The 19,018-nt window shown below is 71.9% G+C and carries 15 protein-coding genes; 7 read left to right on the top strand and 8 right to left on the bottom strand.

The genetic code is table 11. The features are described from left to right. From IEZ03_RS38395 to IEZ03_RS36095, 5 genes are all read right to left on the bottom strand, one after another. Positions 1 to 381, bottom strand: a 381-nt coding sequence (locus IEZ03_RS38395) for a TetR/AcrR family transcriptional regulator (protein ID WP_229808798.1), incomplete at its 3' end; no start/stop codon positions are given. Between the two features lie 71 nt (positions 382 to 452). After that, complete coding sequence (locus tag IEZ03_RS36110) at positions 453 to 2,036, bottom strand: GMC oxidoreductase (RefSeq protein WP_184889617.1); 1,584 nt, start codon at positions 2,034 to 2,036, stop codon at positions 453 to 455. Between the two features lie 197 nt (positions 2,037 to 2,233). Further along, positions 2,234 to 3,136 (bottom strand): SDR family oxidoreductase, encoded by a 903-nt coding sequence (locus tag IEZ03_RS36105; RefSeq protein ID WP_184889615.1) that lies wholly within the window; start codon positions 3,134 to 3,136, stop codon positions 2,234 to 2,236. Between the two features lie 146 nt (positions 3,137 to 3,282). Beyond that, positions 3,283 to 3,852, bottom strand: coding sequence for a hypothetical protein (locus tag IEZ03_RS36100; protein ID WP_184889614.1), 570 nt, complete (start codon positions 3,850 to 3,852; stop codon positions 3,283 to 3,285). Further along, positions 3,849 to 4,865 (bottom strand): PH domain-containing protein, encoded by a 1,017-nt coding sequence (locus tag IEZ03_RS36095; protein ID WP_184889612.1) that lies wholly within the window; start codon positions 4,863 to 4,865, stop codon positions 3,849 to 3,851. Before IEZ03_RS36095 ends, IEZ03_RS36100 begins: the two co-directional genes overlap by 4 nt. Before the next feature lie 166 nt (positions 4,866 to 5,031). Between IEZ03_RS36095 and IEZ03_RS36090 the strand changes: the two genes are divergently transcribed. Then, the gene (locus IEZ03_RS36090; RefSeq protein ID WP_184889609.1) at positions 5,032 to 6,528 is read left to right on the top strand and encodes an RsbRD N-terminal domain-containing protein; all 1,497 of its coding nucleotides are present in this window, start codon (positions 5,032 to 5,034) and stop codon (positions 6,526 to 6,528) included. Between the two features lie 160 nt (positions 6,529 to 6,688). Here the strand turns inward: IEZ03_RS36090 and IEZ03_RS36085 are convergent, their stop codons facing one another. Next, complete coding sequence (locus IEZ03_RS36085) at positions 6,689 to 7,888, bottom strand: N(5)-(carboxyethyl)ornithine synthase (protein ID WP_221480919.1); 1,200 nt, start codon at positions 7,886 to 7,888, stop codon at positions 6,689 to 6,691. A gap of 929 nt (positions 7,889 to 8,817) precedes the next feature. Between IEZ03_RS36085 and IEZ03_RS36080 the strand changes: the two genes are divergently transcribed. Next, positions 8,818 to 9,984 (top strand): serine hydrolase domain-containing protein, encoded by a 1,167-nt coding sequence (locus tag IEZ03_RS36080; RefSeq protein ID WP_184889607.1) that lies wholly within the window; start codon positions 8,818 to 8,820, stop codon positions 9,982 to 9,984. 124 nt (positions 9,985 to 10,108) lie between these two features. Here IEZ03_RS36080 and IEZ03_RS36075 read toward each other — a convergent pair whose 3' ends face one another. Further along, on the bottom strand, positions 10,109 to 10,675 hold the full coding sequence (locus tag IEZ03_RS36075) for a TetR/AcrR family transcriptional regulator (RefSeq protein WP_184889605.1): 567 nt from the start codon (positions 10,673 to 10,675) through the stop codon (positions 10,109 to 10,111). A gap of 175 nt (positions 10,676 to 10,850) precedes the next feature. On the opposite strand from IEZ03_RS36075, the gene IEZ03_RS36070 reads away from it, so the two are divergent. The 5 genes from IEZ03_RS36070 (at position 10,851) to IEZ03_RS36050 (ending at position 16,384) form a co-directional block, all read left to right on the top strand. Continuing rightward, positions 10,851 to 11,696 carry an alpha/beta fold hydrolase gene (locus IEZ03_RS36070; protein ID WP_184889603.1) on the top strand — a complete coding sequence of 282 codons (846 nt, stop codon included), beginning with the start codon at positions 10,851 to 10,853 and terminating at the stop codon, positions 11,694 to 11,696. Positions 11,697 to 11,875: 179 nt separating this feature from the next. Then, positions 11,876 to 12,049 carry a hypothetical protein gene (locus tag IEZ03_RS36065; RefSeq protein WP_184889601.1) on the top strand — a complete coding sequence of 58 codons (174 nt, stop codon included), beginning with the start codon at positions 11,876 to 11,878 and terminating at the stop codon, positions 12,047 to 12,049. An 86-nt stretch (positions 12,050 to 12,135) separates the two neighbouring features. Continuing rightward, positions 12,136 to 13,140: an MvdC/MvdD family ATP grasp protein gene (locus IEZ03_RS36060; protein WP_184889599.1), complete on the top strand. Its 1,005-nt coding sequence runs from the start codon at positions 12,136 to 12,138 to the stop codon at positions 13,138 to 13,140. Further along, entirely contained in the window at positions 13,137 to 14,213 is a 1,077-nt protein-coding gene (locus tag IEZ03_RS36055) for a TIGR04500 family putative peptide maturation system protein (RefSeq protein WP_184889597.1), read from the top strand. Before IEZ03_RS36060 ends, IEZ03_RS36055 begins: the two co-directional genes overlap by 4 nt. Beyond that, positions 14,198 to 16,384 (top strand): peptidase domain-containing ABC transporter, encoded by a 2,187-nt coding sequence (locus IEZ03_RS36050; protein ID WP_184889595.1) that lies wholly within the window; start codon positions 14,198 to 14,200, stop codon positions 16,382 to 16,384. Before IEZ03_RS36055 ends, IEZ03_RS36050 begins: the two co-directional genes overlap by 16 nt. Here the strand turns inward: IEZ03_RS36050 and IEZ03_RS36045 are convergent. Next, entirely contained in the window at positions 16,371 to 19,001 is a 2,631-nt protein-coding gene (locus IEZ03_RS36045) for a LuxR C-terminal-related transcriptional regulator (protein WP_246487593.1), read from the bottom strand. The genes IEZ03_RS36050 and IEZ03_RS36045 overlap by 14 nt on opposite strands. Between the last annotated feature and the right edge of the window lie 17 nt (positions 19,002 to 19,018).

Here is a 19,018-nt window from a genome sequence, read left to right as displayed (position 1 = left end):
CAGCACGGCCTCGATGCGCTCCTCCAGCCCGCGCAGCGGCGGCCGGCTCCGGACGAGCCGGCCCACCTGCGGATCGGTCATGATCATGGCGAACAGCCCGCGGTGCCGCACCACGAGGTCGACCACGCCCTCCAGCGCGACGCGGAGCCGGTCGTTGCGGCGCCGCTGCGCCTCCGCCGCGTCCGCCACGGCCTCCAGCTCCGCCAGCGCGGGCGCGATCACGGCCTCGACGATGTCCTCTTTGGAGTGGAACTGGTGGTAGACGGCGGCCTTGGTCACGCCGAGCTCGTCCGCGATCATCTGCAGCGAGGTGCCGCTGACCCCGTGCCGCATGAACAGGTCCAGGGCGGCCGCCAGCAGCCGGCTCCGAGCCGTTCCCACCGCACACCCCCTGTCCGCCCCGCCGGGAGCGCCGCCCCAAGGACCACGCAGCCTATCCATGGCGGGGACGGTCAGAACACCGTTCCAACGTCCTCGGCGACGAGTTCGTCGGTGGCCCGCTCGGCCACGGCGGCGATGGTCATGGACGGGTTGCAGGCCGCGGTGGTGCCGGGCATGAGCGCCCCGTCCAGGACGTAGAGGCCGCGGTGGCCGAGGACCCGCCCGGCCAGGTCGCAGACCACGCCCATCGAGGCGCCGCCGAGGGGATGCCAGGTGGACGGCACGATCGCGTTGGTGTCGAGGAGAAGCGAGGCCGGCCCGGTGATCTTGCGGGCGCGCTCGTGGAGCCGGTCGTACAGGGGGCCGTCGCCGCCGCGGGGCCAGCGCAGGACGGCGTCGTCCTTCCGCGCGTCGTAGACGAAGCGCCCGCGGCCCTGGCTGACGCCGTAGCCGACGAGCATCGTGGAGCGCAGGTTGACGGGCAGCGGCGGGAGGGACGCCTGGATGACGGTGTTCGCGGTGGCCGGGTCGTCCCACTCCTTGCTGCCGTAGACGACCGGGCCGCCCTGCGGGACGCCGAAGTCGTCGCCGAAGTCGGTCCAGACGTAGATCCGGTCGCCGTTGGTGCCCCAGTTGGTGCCCAGGCCATCGGGCATGTCCGGAATCTGGCCCTTGCCGGCCGCGCGCATCAGCAGCTTCGTGGTGTTGGCGGTGCCGGCCGCCATGACCAGGGCCCCGGCCGTGATGATCTTCTGCTCCAGGACGGTCCCATCGGTGCTGATCCGGTCGACGTGGACCTGCCAGCGGCCGTCCGCCGCCATGGCCACGTCGGTGACGTTGTGCTGGGTCGCGACCGTCACGAGGCCGGTGGCCTGGGCGGCCGCGATGTAGGTGACGTCGACCGAATGCTTGCCGCCGTTGTTCACGCCCAGGGAGCAGTCACCGTTGGTGTAGGCCGGCTTCATCTCGCCCTTGAGCTCGCGCAACGCGAAGGACCAGTCGATCGGCATCGGGATCTTCGACACCTCGTAGCCGGCGCGCTCGGCGTTGCGGGCGAAGACGCGGGACGGCCGGTAGGTGTCGCCGGCGATCAGCTCGTCCGGCGCGGTCTCCAGCTTGAGCATGCGCGCGACCCGCGGGTAGTGCACCCGGTCCATCCGGGCGAAGTCGAGCCCTCCGGGCATGGTCGCGTTGAAGACGTCCTCCGTCGGCTGGAGCGTCATCCCCTGGTACACCAGCGAGCCGCCGCCGACGCCCGCGGCGCACATGATGTTCATCCCGTCGCCCTTCACCAGTTCCAGGAGGCCGGTGTACGGGTCGTGGACGGGCATCGGGACACCGAACAGCTCCGGGTCGAGCCCCATCCACATCACGCGCTTGTCCGGGCTGGTGGCGCGCGGGAACGTCTCGGCGTTCGGGCCGGTGGGCCACCAGATGCCCCGTTCGAGGACGAGCGACGGCACCCCCGCCTGCGCGAACCGCAGCGCCGCGACCCCGCCCCCGAACCCCGACCCGACGATCACGAGGCGGTGCTCCTCGCGGGTCACCGGCACCCGCCTGCGTGCACCCGCGTGGGCCCGCGGCGCTCCGAGCACGGTGAGCCCGGCGGCCGCCGTGGCCCCGGTGAGCAGCGAGCGGCGGCTGATCTCGACCATGGCACTCCAAACCTCGGGGGACCCGCGAGCCCGGCGCACGAGCCCGCGACGACGGACCCGCAACCTGAAAGCGGTTACTTACCGGCGCGACCCCGAGGTTAATGATCAAGCGCCGCGTTGTCTAGCCGTTCGGCTAGCTTTTTCATAGCCGAACGGCTAGCACTCCCGGCGTTGCCGGCGGACGCTCCCGACGGCGCTCAGCGGGTGGTCGTCAGCCCGCCGGTGACGGCGATGATCTCGCCCACGGTGTAACCGGAGTCCGCGTCGGAGGCCAGGTACACGTACGCCGGCGCCACCTCCTCGGGCTGCGCCACGCGTTCCATCGGGCCCTCGCTGCCGAGCTGGGCGAGGCCGTCCTGCGGCATGTTCTGGTCGGCGATGTTGAGGACGGTCCAGGTGGGGCCCGGCGCCACCACGTTCGCGCGGATGCCGTCCTTGGCCAGGTGGGAGGCGATCGACTTGGTGAAGTTGACCAGCGCGGCCTTGCTGGCCGCGTAGTCGATCATCGTGTCGCTGCCCTTGAGCGCCTCTTCCGAAGCGGTCGCGATGACGGCGTCTCCCGCCTTCAGATGCGGGCGCGCCGCCTGCACGAGGTGGAAGTACGCGTAGGTGTTCACCTTGAAGGACCGGTCCCAGTCCTCGAAGGAGAGCTGCGACAGGTCCAACTGGCTGTTCAGGTGGGCGGCGTTGTTGACCAGGATGTTCAGCTGGCCCAGTTCCCGCACCGTCCGCTCGACGATCTCGCGGCAGAACGACGCGTCGGCCAGGTCGCCGGCCAGCAGCAGGCATGTGCGGCCTGCGGCCTCCACCGCGCGGCGGGTCTCGTCGGCGTCCTTCTGCTCCTCGGGCAGGTACGCGATGGCGACGTCGGCGCCCTCGCGCGCGTAGATCACCGCCACCGCCCTGCCGATGCCCGAGTCGCCACCCGTGATCAGCGCCACCTTGCCGCGGAGCTTGTCCGCCGCGCGGTAGCGTTCCGCCTGGTAGCGCGGCCGCGGCTCGACGTCCTGCTCGATACCGGGCGGCTGCTGGCGCTGCTTGGGGTAGGGCGGTGCCGGTTCCGAGAGGGACTGCGGATCGGTACCCGGGTCGTGCTGCATTTGCGACAACCTCCTGCGCTCGTCGCGAATTCGATCTCGTCGCTACCCGTGCCCAGGTTCCCGTGCGACCGCGCACCAAACAAAAAGGAATTCGGCCTGGAAAAACGAAGTGCGCAAATCCCGAATCCGAGTTCGGCGGCCGCCGGTCAGCGCCCCTTCGGCGGGAGCAGCCGCATCAGCTCGACGGCGGTTTCCTTGGCCTTGCCTGCGACGTCTGTTCCCTTGCCGGGCACACGGTAGGTGACCTGGGCTACGAGCACGCCGTCCCGGACGATGATGTGGGCCTCGGTGTAGTTGGACTCGTGCCGGACGTCGATCATGCTCAACTCGCCGATTCCGGCCGGCTCGCCTTTGTCCGGCGCTCGGCCGTCGTAGAAGTCCCGCACTTCAATGGACTCTTTCTCGGCTGTCAGCGCCCCCGAAGGGCGGTAGGCGCTCAAGCTCAACTGGGTGCGGTCGTCGGCACTGGTCCAGTCGCACTGCACCTCCCCATAGAAGATCGCCTGCGAGACCGGGGCGCGCGACTCGGGCACCAGTTGCGCGGCCTTTGCGGGCGGAAACCAGATGCAGAGATCCGCCAGCGGCGTCCGCTGCGGGACGAGTTCGCCGCCGTCCGACCGGGCGGCGGCCATGACCACCAGGAACGGCGCACACAGGAACACCGAAAGGAGAAGTGCTCCCATCAGCAGCCCGCTCTCGCGACGGTTCAGCCTCATGCCAGCTTCTCCGTCACCGCGCGCAGAACGTCACCGGCCTGCCGCCCGGCCTCGTCCGCCGAGGCCGCTCGCGCACTGTGCAGCGCGACGATCACCAGGTACCCCTTCACCTGCGTCCTTCCCTGGGCGGTGAAGCCCCAGCCGTCCTGCCAGGCCACGGTGTAGGCGTCGCCGTCGCGCAGCATGGTCGGCCTGCGCCCGGCGTCCCGCGTCGCCTTCAAGGTCTCCTCGTACGACCGCTCGGCATAGGAGCGCGACCACGAGCCGATGTGAAAGTCGATCCAAGTGCCGCTCTCAGAGGTCGAATCGGTGCTCCATCGGCAGGCCGCGGGATGGCCGTAACTGTGGGGACTCCCTTCCGGCAGCACCCGGGCGACGGCGTCCCGGGGGATCTGGTCGCAGGCGACGACCGCGTCGGGGGACCCGCCCCCGCCGGTCTCCGCGACGATCCACGCCACCGGCCCGACCAGGCTCACGACGGGGAGCGCGATCGCCGTCACCCGCACCCAGGGGCGCAGCCGCCGCCAGGGGAGAGGGGCCCGGTCGATCGGCGGCGGCGTCCCGCCGCAGGCCGCCAGGTGCTGCCCCTGCATGAACGCGACGGCGTCCTGCACCTGCCGGCCGTTCGGGTGCTGGAGGACGATCCGGCCCCCGTCCGTCAGCCGGAGCACGACGTGCGTGCGGCGGCCCCGCTTCTGGACGCCGAGCCACGCGATCGCCGCCCAGGGCACGAACTGCCGCCGCAACTGGACCGAGAAGACCGCGTGGCAGCGGATCCCGTCCGCGGCGACCACCGTCGGCGGCCGCACCCGCGCGGCGAACCCGCCGACCACGATGGGGGCGAGCGGGAACAGCGACACCAAGGGGATCAGGAGCACCCGGGGGACGAGGAGGGCGTACGCCACGACGCCTCCGGCCAGCAGCAGGCCGGCGAGCCCCCACGACCGGCGCTGCGCCGCGCCCGGCCCGAACTCGACGGGCTCCGGCCCGGCCGCCACTCCGCTCGCATGCATGATGAGCATTATTGGCCACTCGCCAACCATGTCGGCCGAATTGTCCCGCGTACCGGTCACCGCGTACCCGCACCCGGCGGCGCCGCGTCCCGGTGCCACGGTTCATGATCGTCCATGGACCACGACTCGCGACCGAGAGAGCATCGGTCATCCCCCGGGAGTCATGATGGACGATTCGAAACCGCGCCCGTGGTCGGTCGACCGGCTGCCGCGACTGGCCCCGCGCATCGTGGACGAGTTCCGGCGGCAGGTGCCGTTCTACGCGCTCCAGCCGCCGGAGATCATGGACGGCCCGGTGCGGCTGGCCGTCGAGGCGAACCTGTGGATGGTCGTCCGCACGCTCCAGGAGCGCCGCGCGCCGAACGCCGAGGAGCTGGCGGAGATCATCGAGTGGTCGGCGCGGCGGGCCGAGGAGGGGGTGCCGCTGGAGGCGGCCCTGGAGGCCTACCACCTGGCGATCGAGGTGTGCTGGCGGGCGGCGGCCGAGGAGGCCGGGCCGGCCGACGCCGGCGCCCTCCAGGACTTCGGGCTGCACCTGCTCGGCTACCTGCGCTCGGTCGTGCCCGCCGTGACGCTCGCGCACGTCCAGGAGCAGCAGCAGCTCTACGGCGAGCGGCGGGAGGCTCGGCACGCCCTGGTCACCGCACTGCTGAACGGCGACGACGCGCGCGGCCCGGCGGCCCGTGCGGGGGTCGCGCTCGCCGCGGAGTACACGGTGGTCGTGCTGCGGCTGGGCGGCGCGGCCCCGGAGCCGGGCGACGTCCGGCCGCTGCTGCGGGCGCTGGAGACCGCGCTGAACGCGCACGTCCAGTCGCACGTCCCGGCCTCGTTCGACGAGAACGGCGGCACGATCCTGCTGCCGGGGAGCGCGGAGCACCGTCTCGCGGACCTGGTCGCGCTGCTCGGCGCGGCGGCGGAGCGGCCCGCGACCGCCGCCCACGCGGCGGCCGGGGCGCCGGCGGAGATCCCGGCCGCCGCCGACGAGGCCCGCGAGGTCGCCGCGCTGGTCGTCCGGCTGCGCCGCCCGCCCGGCCTGTACCGGCTGGAGGACGTCCTGCTGGAGTACCAGCTGTCCCGGCCGGGGCACGGGCTGGCCAAGCTCGCGGCCCAGCTCGACGGGATCCGGGACCGGCCCGACCTGATGGAGACGCTGCGGGCCGTGGCCGTCCACGGCGACAACCGGCGGCAGGCGGCGCTCGAACTGCACAGCGCGTACCACCGGAAGGTCGACCTCGGCCGCATCGCCTCGGCCGGCCACTCCCAGGGCGGCGCGGGCGCGATCAACGCGGCGGTCGACCCCCGGGTCGACACGGCCCTCGCGATCCAGCCCGGCCCGCTCGCCGACCCCGACCTGATCGACGAGCCGACCTTCTACGCGGCCGGTGAGAAGGACAGCATCGTCTTCCCGTTCCTGGTGCGGAACTTCTACAACGACTCGGACCACATCCCGGCCGTGTACGGCGAACTGCGCGGCGCCGACCACTTCACCCCGGTCGGGAACGGCGGCGGGTTCCGCGGCCCGACCACCGCCTGGCTCCGCCACTGGCTGATGGACGACCCGGACGCCCGGACCGAGTTCTTCGGCCCGTCCTGCGGCTTCTGCTCCGACCCGAAGTGGTCGGACTGGCGCCGCAACGCCGAGGCCCTCCAGATCCCCGGCTGACGGCCCCCCGCCCGGCGGGGCATCCCGCCGGGCGGGACCATGCGTGAACTCCGGTCGCGCCGCGCCGGCGCCAAGCGGGGTCCCGCCTGGACCGCCCGGCGTCCTGGTGCCACCCGTCCACCGAGTTGGACGCCGTGCCGTTCGAGGCCCTGGTGCGCCTTCAGATCGGCGGGCCCGGCGGCGTGTGCGGGTAGTCGGGGGAGCGGCGCTGGAACGACAGGACGGCGGGGTTCTGGACGACGCCGTCGCGGATCTCGATGGCGGTCCGGATGGTCTTGTCGGCGTCCCAGGCGGCGGGGCCCGAGAGAACCTTCGACAGGTGCGGTATCAGGGCCTGGCTGATCTCCCAGGTCGCGGAGTCCCACAGGTAGGAGGGGCTGTGGTCGACGCCGTAGTGGTGGACGTTGTGGCCGACGACGAACATGGGGTCGGTGAACGTGGTCGGCCGGGCCCATTCGAAACCCATTCCCGCGTCGCAGGAGACGTCGACGATGAGGGTGCCGGGCGAGAAGAGCGGCAGGTCGTCGTTCGCGGCGAACATCAGCGGGGCGCCGGTGTCCTGCAGGACGCAGTTGACGACGATGTCGTGCCGGGCCAGGAACGCGGCCATCGCGATGGGGCCGTCATCGGTGAGGGCGAGGGTGCGCGCGGGGTCCTCGGGATCACGGTCGAGATGGACGATCTGTGCCGAGTGGATGGGCGAGCCGACGGCGCTGACGCCCCGGTGGGTCAGGACATGGACATCGTGGATGCCGTGGGCGTTGAGGGCCGTCACCGCGCCCCGTGCCGTCGCCCCGAAACTGATGACGGCGGCGCGGCGCCGCCGGCCGTAGGCGCCGGTGGAGCCGGTGAGGGCGAGGGCGTGCAGGACCGAGCAGTAGCCGGCGAGCTCGTTGTTCTTGTGGAAGACGTGCAGGTTGAATCCGCCGTCCGGCGTCCAGTGGTTCATCGCCTCGAACGCGATCAGTGTGAGCCGTCCGTCGATGGCGGCCTGGGTGAGCTCATGGTCCTGGACGCAGTGCGGCCAGCCCCAGAGAATCTGACCGGGGCGCAGTTCCCTGAGGTCGTGCGGCAGCGGTTTGAGCAGGAGGATGATGTCGCACTGGGCGATGAGCCGGTCGCGGGGGAGCAGCCCGGCGACCTGGGGAGCGAGTTCCTCGTCCGGAATGCCGAACCTCTCGCCGTAGCCGTGTTCGAGGTAGATGCGCGACCGCAGGCCAGGGTCGATCCGCCGGAGGTGCAGCGGATGTATCGGCTGCCGGTGCTCGTTCTCCTTGGCCGTCCGCGCCAGGACGCCGAGGCGCAGCCCGGGCCCGGGGTTCCGCGCGGCGATGGCGCCGGAACGATGAGACTCGTGCAAGTCCGACAAGGTGTCCCCTCTCGGGGGGTGAAGCCGGTGGGGCGAGTCAGCCTCAGGGCTGGATGTCGCGGTTCCCCGGCTCTTCGGACCCTACTTCAGACCCCTCCGGGGCCGTCCTCGCAACCGCACGGGGCCGCCCTCAGGCCAGCGCGCGGTTCCGGTCGCTTTCGAAGGACAGGCGGGCCGGACAGCCCGAACGCCAGGGCCGCCAGGGCGGCCGACAGCATCGCGATCGTCGGGGTCGTCATCACCTCCCTGACCTGCCGCCGGAACCTCGGGTGCGCGCGCCGCGGAGGGGGAGCGTCCTTCACCGGCGCCTTCGGGCCGGGCTCGTCGCCGTGCGGGGCGGTGTCCGGCGGGTCGAAGAACATCCCGAACCCGGTCGCCAGGCTGGAGGCGAGCGTGGCGACGGCCCAGCACAGGACGACGACGGTGAGGATGCGGGTGCGGCGGTACCGGTCGGTGAGGTAGCCGGCCAGTGGCGTTCAGCGTGATCGCGGCCAGCGCCGCGCCCAGGGGGAGCATTCCGGCGGCGGTGTCGCGGAAGCCCCATTCGTCCTGGATGAAGGGGAGCACGCCGGGGAGCATCTGGTGCTCGAAACGGTCGATGAATCCCGCCGTGGCGATGACCGCCCGCGGGCATGGTGATCAGGCACCTGGCGCCGCATTCGGGCCGGTAGATCACCATCCGAGCGAATAGTGGCCTATTTGCACTCGGAGTGCAATAGTTGTGCCATGACGGGATGCGAACGGAGCGGGCGGCGATGACCGCACGACTCGCCGCCGGAGGACGGTGCAGACTCGACGCCGGGGAGGCGCTCGTCATCGACGCGCGGCCTCCGGAATGCCGCTACTGGGGGGTTCACTTGGCGAACCGATGGGGACAGTCACTCGATCACCGGGCCCGGCGGACCGGCGGGGTGAGCTAGATGCCGCGAGGGCCGAACCGCCTCACCGCCGCTGCACTCACCGCCGCCCTCCTCACCGCCGCCCTCCTCACCGGGGCGTGCTCGTCCGGGTCAGGCGGCGGGGCCGGAGGAACGACCACCGAGCCGTCGCGGCATTCGGCGGACCCGTCCCCCTGGGAGACGACGGCGCCCGCGGCCGTGGGCCTGGACGCGGGGAAGCTCGCGCGCGTCGCGGCACAGGCCGAGAAGGGCAAGTCGGACTGCCTGGCCGTCGTGCGCCATGGGCGGCTGGCCGGCGAATGGAATTTCGGGGGAGACCGGGACACCCGGCGGCCGGTCTGGTCCGTCACGAAGTCGTTCACCAGCGTCCTGGTCGGGATCGCCCAGGACGACGGCGTGCTTAGCCTGGACGACAAGGCGGCGAAATGGATCGGCGAGTGGAAGGGGACCCCGGCGGAGGCGGTGACGGTCCGCGACCTGCTGAGCAACGACTCCGGCCGGGAATGGACCTTCAAGACCGACTACCAGGAGCTGCTCGCGGCCCAGGACCGAACGAAATTCGCCATCGGCCTGAGGCAGCAGCACGAACCCGGCACGGTATGGGCGTACAACAACTCCGCGATCCAGACATTGCAGCACGTGCTGCGGGAGGCCACCGGAAAGGACGTCTCCCAGTACGCCGAGGAACGCGTCTTCGTCCCGCTGGGCATGAAGGACACCACCATGAGCCCGGACGGGGCCGGTAACACGCAGACCTTCATGGGGATGAACTCCACCTGCCGGGACCTGGCGAGATTCGGGCAGATGATGCTCGACAAAGGCATGTGGCGCGGCCGGAGGATCGTGTCCGCCGACTATGTCCAGGCGGCCACCGGCCGGTCGTCGACGAAGCTGAACGCGGCCTACGGATACCTGTGGTGGCTCAACCGGCGCGGCGTCGTCCGCGGTCCGGTCGCGGCGACCGACCTCGGCGGCGCGCGGAGCTCCGCGGCGGCGCGGGGGCAGCTCGTGCCGGGCGCGCCGCCCCGCCTGTACTGGGCGCTGGGGCTCGGCAACCAGCTCATCCAGGTCGATCCGGTGTCCAAGACCGTCGTGGTGCGGATCGGGGCGACCGAACCGCGGCCGAAGCCGCCGACGTTCGGCCCGGCCGAGGCCGCCAGGGTCGTCACCGAGGCCGTCGTCCGGTAACCCCGCGGGGAGTAGGCGGAGCCCGGCGCGCCTCCCTGCGCTCCGCCTACGACGAGTCGGAGTTCATCGTGCGCGACATCGGTGTGCGTACGCGGGCCGGAAGGCCCATGGGACGGGCGGCCGGTCAGGCGGGGATCAGCGCGCGGAGCAGGTCGCGCAAGCAGCGCCGCCTGTCCTCCAGGCTGAGCCGCCGCAGGTGGTACCAGGAGCCCCAGCTGACGGCGGCGTCCACGATGTCCGGAAGCAGCGGGTCCCGCCCGGCGAACTCGGCCGCGAACACCTCGCGGAGCATGTGCCGCAGCCACTCGTCGCCCTCGTTGATCAGCTTGGCCACCACCCCCGAGGCGGAGGCGGCGATGGCGACGCGCCGGACCGGCGTCATGGTCTCGTAGACGCGTTCGAGCCGGCCGGCGAACCGGTCGATGCGCTCGGGAAGCGGGAGGCCGGGGTCGATCGGCTCGATCGCGGCGAGCAGCCGCTCGGCCTGGCGCTGCCCGGCCGCCACGTACAGCTCGTCCAGATCGGCGAAGTGGACGAACACGCTGCGGCGGGACACCCCGGCTCTGGCGGCGATGTCGGCGGCGGTCGGGACCCGGCCGCGTTCTCGCAGCAGATCGAGGAGGGCCTCGGTGATCGCTCGCCGGGTCTGCTCCGGACGACGCGAAGGCTGAGTTGCGCGGGCCGTCCCCATGACACGGCAAGTAGACCAGCCTCCAATGACCGGTGCAAGCGCGCGTCCTTAGCCAGGGATCACCTCTCCCTGGCCTGGCCGGTGCGAGGAGTGGACACTGGGGACAGTGATCACCCGCCCACGCTCGGGGCGACCACCTCGCTCACTGGACGCAGCCCCCCACCAGGGAGAACCAATGCCCATCACATCCACGCTGGTATTAGTTCACGGTTTCTGGCACGGCTCCTGGTGCTGGAGCGAAGTCATCCCACGAGTGGTGGCCGCCGGTCGTCCGGCCGTCGCGGTGGACATGGCGGGGCACGGGCTGTACGCCCGCCGTCCCCGGTGGTTCACCGAACAGCCCTACGACCCCGAGGCGGTCGGCCCGGAGGTCTCGCCCGTCGCGGATGTGAGTCTCGACGATGCGGCGGAGTTGCTGACCTCGCAGATCAAGCGGATCGGCGGCGGCGAGCCGGTCACGGTGGTCGCCCATAGCGCGGCCGGCCCCGTACTGACGCGAGTGGCGCAGCAGGCACCGGAACTGGTGGCGCACGCGGCGTACCTTTCTGCGTACATGCCGGCATCCGACGTGCCGGCCGCGGCGTACACGCGGATGCCCGAGGCCGCCGGTGACCAGGTGGCGCCATTGCTGCGGGGCGACCCGTCCCAGATCGGCGCGCTGCGGCTGGACTTCGCGACGGACGACGCGGTCTACCGGCAGCGGCTCTACGAGGCGTTCTACGCGGACGTGGACCCGGCCCTCGCCGACGCCGCCACCGGCCTCCTGACGCCCGACGGCCCGATGGGCATCATGCTCGGCACCACCACGCTGACCCGAGACGGCTGGGGTTCGGTGCGGCGCACGTACCTCACCTGCACAAAGGACAGGGCGATCGGTCCGGCCCTGCAGGCCAGGTTCATCGCCGAGGCCGACGCGGCCTTCCCGGACCACCCGATCTCCGTCGTCCCACTCGACGCCTCCCACTCGCCGTTCCTCTCGATGCCCGACGAACTGGCCGACATCATCACCTCCCTCGGCTGACACGGTCGACGCGTAGGCGGTCCACCGAACCCCAGCCCGGACTTTCGCGCGCTGTGATGCACATCACCCGCTTCTGAGTAGTCACTACTCAGGCGGGTGTCCGGAGTGCGAAGGGACCATGCGGAGCGAGACCAAAGCGGTGCGGGGTGTCGTGCCGCACGATGGGAGGGGAAGGAAAGATGAACAAGCTCCAGATCGGTGATCTTGCACCGGAGGACGCCGATGTCGTCGAACTCGGCGACGACGACCTCGACCTCATCGTCGGCGCGATGGCCCCTGGCTCGGGCTTCGTCTGCTCCGTGACCAGCGGAGACGCGATCGGCAAGCCCGCGGAGGAGTGCTTCCGGGTCTAGCGTCCGACTCGAACCGGCGTGGCGCGCACCGGCGGGGATCGACCGGGCGCGCCACGGCCTTTGCGAAGTGGCCTTGGAGCTCTCACATGCTTTTGATCATCAGTAGTCCCGACGACGCCGCCACCATTGATTTCGTACGCCCCAAGGTGGAAGCGCGCGGAATCCCGGTGCTCTGGTGGGACGAGGATCAGTACCCGGCGCACAGCCGGCTGACCGTCGAGATAGACGACGGCGGATGCCGGCAGATCCTGAAACACCGCGGCCGGACGTACGACCTGGCAGAGGTCACCGCTGTCTGGGATCGTCGCCCCAGCCCGATCCAGGTCGGTGACCTGGTGACCGATGAGGACTACCGGGCGCATGCCGATCTGGTCGCCGGCCGCTTCCGCGACGGCTTCTGGGAACTGCTGCCGGCGCGCTGGATGCCGGCCAAGCCCACTCGGGCGCTGTGGGCCGACAACAAGCTGCTTCACCTCGCCAAGGCCGCCGAACTCGGCTTCACCGTGCCGCAGACCCTCTTCACCAACGATCCGGACGAGCTGATCCCCGCCTGGAACCGCGCCGGCGGGCAACTCATCAGCAAAGCGCTGACGTACAAGGACTTCTGGGTCTACGGCGAGCAGCACCTCATCTACACCACCCAGGTGCAGCGGCGTCACCTCGCCGGCCGGCACCGGATCCAGCACGCGCCGGTGATCCTCCAACCCAACATCGCCAAGGCCGCCGAACTGCGGGTGACCGTGGTGGGCGACCAGATCTTCGCCGCCGAGATCGATTCGCAGTCCTCCCGGCTGACCGCGCAGGACTGGCGGCGGTACGACGACAACACGGTCGGCTACCGTGCCGTCAAGCTTCCCGGCGAGGTGGCCGGGCGCTGCCTGGACTTCATTTCCGCACTCGGGCTGAACTTCGGGGCCATCGACCTCATCCGCCGCAAGGACGGAGAGTACGTCTTCCTCGAGGTGAACGTGAACGGGCAGTGGGGCTGGATCGAAACTCTCACCGGACTGCCGATCAGCGACGCGATCGCCGATTGGCTGACCGCCGACGAACCCGTCACCCCGGACGCGACCAAGGAGACAGCGCCGTGACCACCCGATCGGCATCGACAGCAGTCGCCGAAGCCGCCGCCGAAGCCGGCGTGGACGCTGAATTCGGCGCTGATCTGGTCAGCGCGGTGGCGCTGCTGCGCCGACTGCCCCGGCACCGGGACCAGGTCGGCGACGCCAGGCGGATGGTCGCCGACTGGTCCTCCGCCCACCCGCGGCGCCGACCCGAACTCGTCGTCGATTCTCCGCCGGGAGACCTGCGGGTCGGCTACGACCTGGTGCTCGCCCACCCGGAGGGCGGGAGCGTCGCCCTCACCGGGCAGACCGAAGACGGGGTTCCGTGGTCGATCGAGTACTCCACCCACTTCGCGGCCAACCGGCTGCTCAGCGTGAATGAGCGCTCGCTTTCGGTCCCCTCCGCGCTGTTCACGATCCGTGCCCTCAACCGGCGGGACCCCACCCTGCACCGGCAACTCGTCGACTACTGCCTCCTGTGGGACCAGGTGTTCGACGAGGACGAGGCGGCGACCGCCCAAGAGCTGGCGGCGGCCGCTGACACGTTCCGCCGCGGCCGTGGCCTGCACAGCCGGGCGGCCACCCTCGAATGGCTGGCCGACGTCGGTCTCTCCGAACGGGCCTTCGCCACCCACATCGAGTTCGTCGCCCGCATCGAGCGGTTCCGGCGGAACTTCAAGGCCGAGCACGCGGCCGGCCACCTGCGGGCCCACCTTGCCGACTTCGACCGGGTCGACGCGGTCTGGGTGCGGGCGGCCGATTCGAAGGCACTGGACGACTTCGCGGCGGCGCGCACCCCGGCCGACCTTCTCACCTGTCCCGGTCGGCGCACCGGGGACACCCGGCAGGTCGGAGAGGTTCAGCTCACCATGGACCGGCGCTGGGCGCTGGACCTGCCCGCACCGCTGCGCTCCCTCGCGGCGGGGGAGCTCGCCGGGCCGGTGCCGGAGGCAGGACAGGTCATTCTCGGTGGCGTGCGGGGACGGGAAGCCGCCACCGAGGCGGATCCGGCGGCGCTGGCCCGCGCCGGCGAAGCGGCGCTGACCGAGTGGCTCGCCGAGCAGCGGGCCAAGGCGGAGATCCGGTGGCACTGGTTGTGATCCGCCGGTTGCGGCCACGTCGCCGCGTACCGCTGCGGATGCAACTCTCCGCGGCGGACTGCGCGGCCGCCTGCCTGGCCATGGTGCTGAGCTCCCACGGCCGGCGCACCTCCGTCATCGAGGCACGGCGGCATCTCCCCTCGGACCGGGACGGCGCCTCCGCCCGCGAGCTGATCGGTGCAGGGAAGCACTTCGGGCTGGAGCTGCGCGCGTTTGCCGCGCCGGCGGCCGGCATCGCCCGGCTGCCGGGCCCGCTCATCGCCCACTGGGGGCAGAACCACTTCGTCGTCGTCGAGGACGTCCGCGACACGGAGGTGAGCATCGCCGACCCGGCCAAGGGCCGGCGCCGGCTGAGCCCTGCCGAGTTCAAGGCCGGCTACAGCGGTGTCGTACTCGCCGGGAAACCCGCCGGGAAGCTGCCCCGCGGCTCCGACTCGACCTGGGGGACCGCCGCCCGGCTGCTCACCGGCGTGCTCGGCGACCGGCGGCTGATCGCCGCCCTGGTGGCCGCGTCCCTCGTGGTGCAACTGTTCCCGCTGCTGGTGGCGGGGGTCACCCGGGCGGTGGTCGACGGGACGACCAGCGGAAGCCTCGCGGACATGCTGCTCCCGCTCGCCGCGGCGGCGGGCGTCGCCTGGCTGGTCTTCACGGTCGTGAGCTGGCTGCGATCGGTGCTGCTGATCCAGCTGCAGACCGGCGTGGCGGCCCGCCTGATGCGCCGGCTCGTCCAGCACACCTTCACCCTGCCCTTCCGCTTCTTCGACCAGCGTGGCTCCGGTGACCTGCTCACCCGCCTGTCCACCGCCTCGACGCTGCGCGACCTGCTGACGGAGCGGTCCCTCGCGTTCGGCATCGACTGCCTCACCGGACTGGGATACCTGGTGGTCCTGCTCGCGGTCGCCTCCCCGCCGATCGCGGTCGCCGCCACCGCCGTCGCGGCCCTGCAGGTGCTCATCGCGCTGCTGGCCGGGCGGGCGAGCATCCAGCGCGTACGCGAATCGCTGAACGCCCAGGCGCTGACGCAGAACACCCTGGTGGAAAGCCTCGGCGGGGTGGAAACGGTGATCGCCTGCGGGGCGGAGGAGGCCACCGTAGCCCGCTGGCGGGACCGCCATGACCGGGAGCTGGCGGCCGCCCGGCGGCGCGACCTGTTCCTCTCCGGAGTCCAGGCGCTCACCACCGCGGCCCAGACCGGCCTGACCGTCGGGCTGCTGCTCATCGTCGCCTACCAGCTGCCCGGCCCGACGCAGCTCGGTGAGCTGCTCGCCTTCGCCGCGCTGGCCGGTGCCGCGCTGGCGCCGCTGGGGTCGCTGCTCACCACCGTCCAGCAACTGCATGCCGCGATCGCCCACCTGGAACGCCTCGGCGACATCATGGACACGCCATCGGCCCCGGCGGGCCGGGTGGAGCTGCCCGGCGGCCTGCGCGGCCGCATCGAGGTGCGCGACGCGTACTTCGGCTACCACCCCTCCCGCCCGGTCCTGCGCGACATCACCCTGCGGATCGAACCGGGGCAGCGCGTCGCGATCGTCGGGCCGACCGGTTCCGGCAAGACCACCCTCGGCCGCCTCCTGCTCGGCCTGCTCGAACCCACCGGCGGGCGGATCAGTTACGACGGGGTGCCGCTGGACCTGCTCGACCGCCGGCGGCTGCGCCGGCAGATGGGGATCGTCACCCAGCAGCCGTTCCTCTTCGAGGGCACGATCGCCGACAACATCACCGCAGGGAAGGACCACTGCACCACCGAGCAGATCCAGGCAGCGGTACGGGTGGCCGCGCTCACCGAGGACATCGCGGCCATGCCGATGGGGCTGCACACCGCCGTCGGTGAGGGCGGCTCACAGGTCTCCGGCGGCCAGCGGCAGCGGATCGCGCTGGCCCGTGCCGTGGTGCACCAGCCCAGCGTTCTCCTGCTCGACGAGCCGACATCGAGCCTGGACGCCCGTACCGAGGCGATGATCCAGGCGGGACTCACGGCGCTCGGCTGCACGCAGGTGGTGATCGCACATCGGCTCTCCACGATCCGGCACGCCGACCTCATCGTCGTCATCGACCGGGGGACGATCGTGGAGCAGGGCACCCACGACTCCCTGGTCTCCCGGGACGGCCGCTACGCGCGGCTCGTCCGCGAACAGCAGGTCGAGCGGGACCCGGCGATCAGCGGCCCATGAGGCCGTCCTCGGCGAGCGCCGCCGCCAGCTCCGTGCGGCGGTGGATGCCGAGCTTGTCGTACGTCCGCTGGAGATGGTTCTCGACCGTCCGGGGGGACACCGACAACGTCCGCGCGATCGTCGCGTTGTCCATCCCGCCCGCCGCCAGCTCGCTGACCTGCTGTTCCCGGCGGGTCAGCGGCGGTGCCTGTTTCGGTGCGGGCAGCCACTCCGGCCAGGCGCCCCGGTGCTCGCCGAGCAGCCGCCGGGTGCGGCGAGCCAGGGCGTTCACTTCCCGGCCGCCGTTGAACGTCGCCCCGGTGGCGGCGGCCTCCAATGCGAAGCCGCGATATCCGCGCTGCTCGAAGGCGGCGCTGACGCGGTTCATCCCGCGGAGATCCCGCTGAGCCAGCGCGGTGGCGTGCTCGGCGAGCAGGGTGAACAGTTCCCCGTCGGCGCTCTCCGCGATCCGCCGAAGCCGGGCGGCCGTGGCCGAGGAGGGGTTGAGCCGCATGTCGACATGGAGGAACTCGGTGGCCATCAACACGTTGCCCACGGCCAGGGCCTCCGCCGCCCGGCGGCGCAGGACCACGCCGGCGCCAACGCGGTCCCCGGATATCACCAGCGTCCACACCTCACCGAAGGCGCCGTAGTCGGCCGCCGACGGGTCGGCGCCGGCCGTACCGAGCCGGTCCAGCAGTTCACGGGCCTCATCGACGAGGCCGAGATCCGCGGCGACGCCGGCACTGATCGCCAGTACGGTCTCCCGGAACCGGAATCTCGGATGGCCGTCGGTCAGCGCGCGGGCTTCCCGCAACCACGCCGCGGCCTGCTCGGGCCGCCCCTGATAGTAGGCGCAGATCCCACCGGCCAGAGCGACAAGGCCCACCCCGGCGGGCGAACCGTGCTCGACCGCGTCTTGGTAGTAACGCCGCACCGTCTCGGCCGCCCGCGCCACCGCACCGGTCATGACCAGCGCGTGGACGTGGCAGGCCTGCGTCATCGCCCGCATCATCGGCCACGCGCCGGAGAATCCGGTCGGCGCCGCGGTCAGTTCCACGATCGCCTGCGCCGGACGGCCGGTGAAGAGCAGCAGCTGCGGCCGCAATGGTGCGATCGCGCCGGCCAGGACCGGATCGTCCGGGGGGTGGTGCAGCAGGCGTGCCACCATCTCGGTCGCCGCGTCGGCCCGGCCGTCGAAGACCGCGACGAGCGCTTCGGCGGCCAGCAGGTCACCGGAGCAGTCCGCCGGTAGCGCGGCCCCGGCCTCGGTGAGGACCTCGAAGGCCCGTCGCCGGTCACGGAAGCCCCAGAAGAGGTTGACCGCCCGGAGAGCCGCCACGTTCGCCCGCGAAGCCGGGTCGGTCAGCTCCCGGGCCGCCTCGGCCAGCCACTTCTCCGCCTCGACGTACTCGCCCCGGGCGACCAGCACCCGGCCGAGCCGCCAGACCCCGGCCGGTGTGGGGACCTGGCGGGCCAGATGTTCCGCCAAGGCCGCATCCCGGTCGCGCAGAGCCTCGTCGGCCGCCGCCAGCACCTCGTCGTCGGGTACGTCCAACCGGGCGGCCAGTCGCCACTGCACGGTACGGATCCGATCGTCCGGCCGGCATGCCGTCACCGCGGTGGCGAGGTCGGTGCGGATCCGCCGGATCCGCAACGCTCCGGTGCGGGCGATGACCGTGTGGGCGTGCAGCGGGTGGGTCACCCGGAGCAGGGGGACACGTGCGGACTGGTCGAGCCGGATGAGTCGGTGGTCCTCCAGCCGTTCGAGCATCGGCACCGGGACGAGTCGCTCGATCACCTCCAGCGGGGCCGAGTCGGCGACGGCCACGTAGCGCAGTGCGTCCAGCTCCTCGGGCGAGAGCGCTTCGAGCGCCGCTGCCGCGGTGTCACTGGGATGGGCGTCGCCGACCACTCCACCACGCCAGGTCATGACGCCTTCCCGCGTCACCAGGGCGTCGTCGTCCACGGCACCGCAGAGCACCTCGCGCAGGAACAGCGGGTTACCGCCGGTGATCCGCCACAGCCCGTCCAGGGTGAGCCCGTCCGCGGGAGCCCCGAAGACCGCCTCGACCAGGTCCTTCGTCTGCGGCCCGCCGAGCGGGGCGAGGTCGACCCGGGACCATCGGCCCCAGCTCCGCAGTGCCTCGACCGGTGGCGCCGCGGCGGCCTCGGTCCGGACGGCCGCCAGCACTCGCGCGCCGACGTGGACGACCAGCTTCTGGACGACCGCTGCCGACTCTTCGTCCAGCCAGCTCGCGTCATCGATGGCGATGACGATCGTGCGTCCCCTCGCGGCCCTGAGCAGGGCGGCGGCAACGGTGTCGGCGAGCTCCATCGAGTCGCCCGGCGAGCCGCTCGGCTCCGGGAGGAGCTGGCGGACGGCTCCGAACGGGAGGTCACGGTCCGCCGGTGTGCAGGTGATCCGCGCGGTGTGGCATGAGCTGACGGCGCAGCGGTGCAGAACGGCCTCGACGACGCGGCTCTTGCCCACCCCGGTGTCACCGGCGAGCAGCACCCCGTGCTGGCCGTCGGCGAGGAGCGACCGGAGAATCGCCTCCACATCCGGGCCCCGCCCGGTCAACGGCCACCGTCGCCGGACGTGATGGGCGCTGATCGTCGTCGTCAGATCGGGCATGGGGGCATCGGCCGTCC

Origin of the sequence: Actinomadura livida, assembly GCF_014648675.1 — a bacterium.
Lineage (GTDB): Bacteria > Actinomycetota > Actinomycetes > Streptosporangiales > Streptosporangiaceae > Spirillospora > Spirillospora livida.
The sequence above is the reverse complement of the archived record's forward strand: the minus strand, read 5'-3'. Positions and strand labels throughout refer to the sequence as shown.

What these genes read in the sequence shown, in the direction of transcription:
- IEZ03_RS36090 (WP_184889609.1), top strand. Translation starts at nt 5,032, where the DNA reads ATGGACGATTCGAAACCGCGCCCGTGGTCGGTCGACCGGCTGCCGCGA.
- IEZ03_RS36095 (WP_184889612.1), bottom strand. Translation starts at nt 4,865, where the DNA reads ATGCATGCGAGCGGAGTGGCGGCCGGGCCGGAGCCCGTCGAGTTCGGG.
- IEZ03_RS36075 (WP_184889605.1), bottom strand. Translation starts at nt 10,675, where the DNA reads ATGGGGACGGCCCGCGCAACTCAGCCTTCGCGTCGTCCGGAGCAGACC.
- IEZ03_RS36045 (WP_246487593.1), bottom strand. Translation starts at nt 19,001, where the DNA reads ATGCCCGATCTGACGACGACGATCAGCGCCCATCACGTCCGGCGACGG.
- IEZ03_RS36100 (WP_184889614.1), bottom strand. Translation starts at nt 3,852, where the DNA reads ATGAGGCTGAACCGTCGCGAGAGCGGGCTGCTGATGGGAGCACTTCTC.
- IEZ03_RS36105 (WP_184889615.1), bottom strand. Translation starts at nt 3,136, where the DNA reads ATGCAGCACGACCCGGGTACCGATCCGCAGTCCCTCTCGGAACCGGCA.
- IEZ03_RS36065 (WP_184889601.1), top strand. Translation starts at nt 11,876, where the DNA reads ATGAACAAGCTCCAGATCGGTGATCTTGCACCGGAGGACGCCGATGTC.
- IEZ03_RS36070 (WP_184889603.1), top strand. Translation starts at nt 10,851, where the DNA reads ATGCCCATCACATCCACGCTGGTATTAGTTCACGGTTTCTGGCACGGC.
- IEZ03_RS36060 (WP_184889599.1), top strand. Translation starts at nt 12,136, where the DNA reads ATGCTTTTGATCATCAGTAGTCCCGACGACGCCGCCACCATTGATTTC.
- IEZ03_RS36080 (WP_184889607.1), top strand. Translation starts at nt 8,818, where the DNA reads ATGCCGCGAGGGCCGAACCGCCTCACCGCCGCTGCACTCACCGCCGCC.
- IEZ03_RS36110 (WP_184889617.1), bottom strand. Translation starts at nt 2,036, where the DNA reads ATGGTCGAGATCAGCCGCCGCTCGCTGCTCACCGGGGCCACGGCGGCC.